Here is a 255-nt window from a genome sequence, read left to right on the forward strand (position 1 = left end):
AGGATTCCTCTACTTTCTTCTTATTGCTTTTATTCTTGGCTGTCATTTGCTTCGGCCTTCCTCTCCGCTTAAACAAAGCCTCGACACCTTGCTCTTCGAACTTTCTCTCCCACGTCCAGATGGTACTATCTGTGGAAATATTGAAATGGAGAGCAGTTTCTGCTAATGAAGCTTTGTTACTCTTCATCCATTCTAATACTCCTAACTTAAAGTTACCATTATAAACGTCCTTATTGTTCCGTACGTTAAACGCAT

1 protein-coding gene is annotated in these 255 nt (G+C 40.0%); it reads right to left on the bottom strand.

Features of this window, described 5'->3' with window-relative positions; genetic code table 11:
• Window positions 1–187: helix-turn-helix domain-containing protein (locus M3183_RS27685; protein ID WP_251475125.1), on the bottom strand; the 187-nt coding region annotated here is incomplete at its 3' end.
• Window positions 188–255: the final 68 nt, after the last annotated feature.

The organism is Neobacillus mesonae (genome assembly GCF_023715155.1).
In the GTDB taxonomy this organism is placed as follows: domain Bacteria; phylum Bacillota; class Bacilli; order Bacillales; family Cytobacillaceae; genus Neobacillus; species Neobacillus mesonae_A.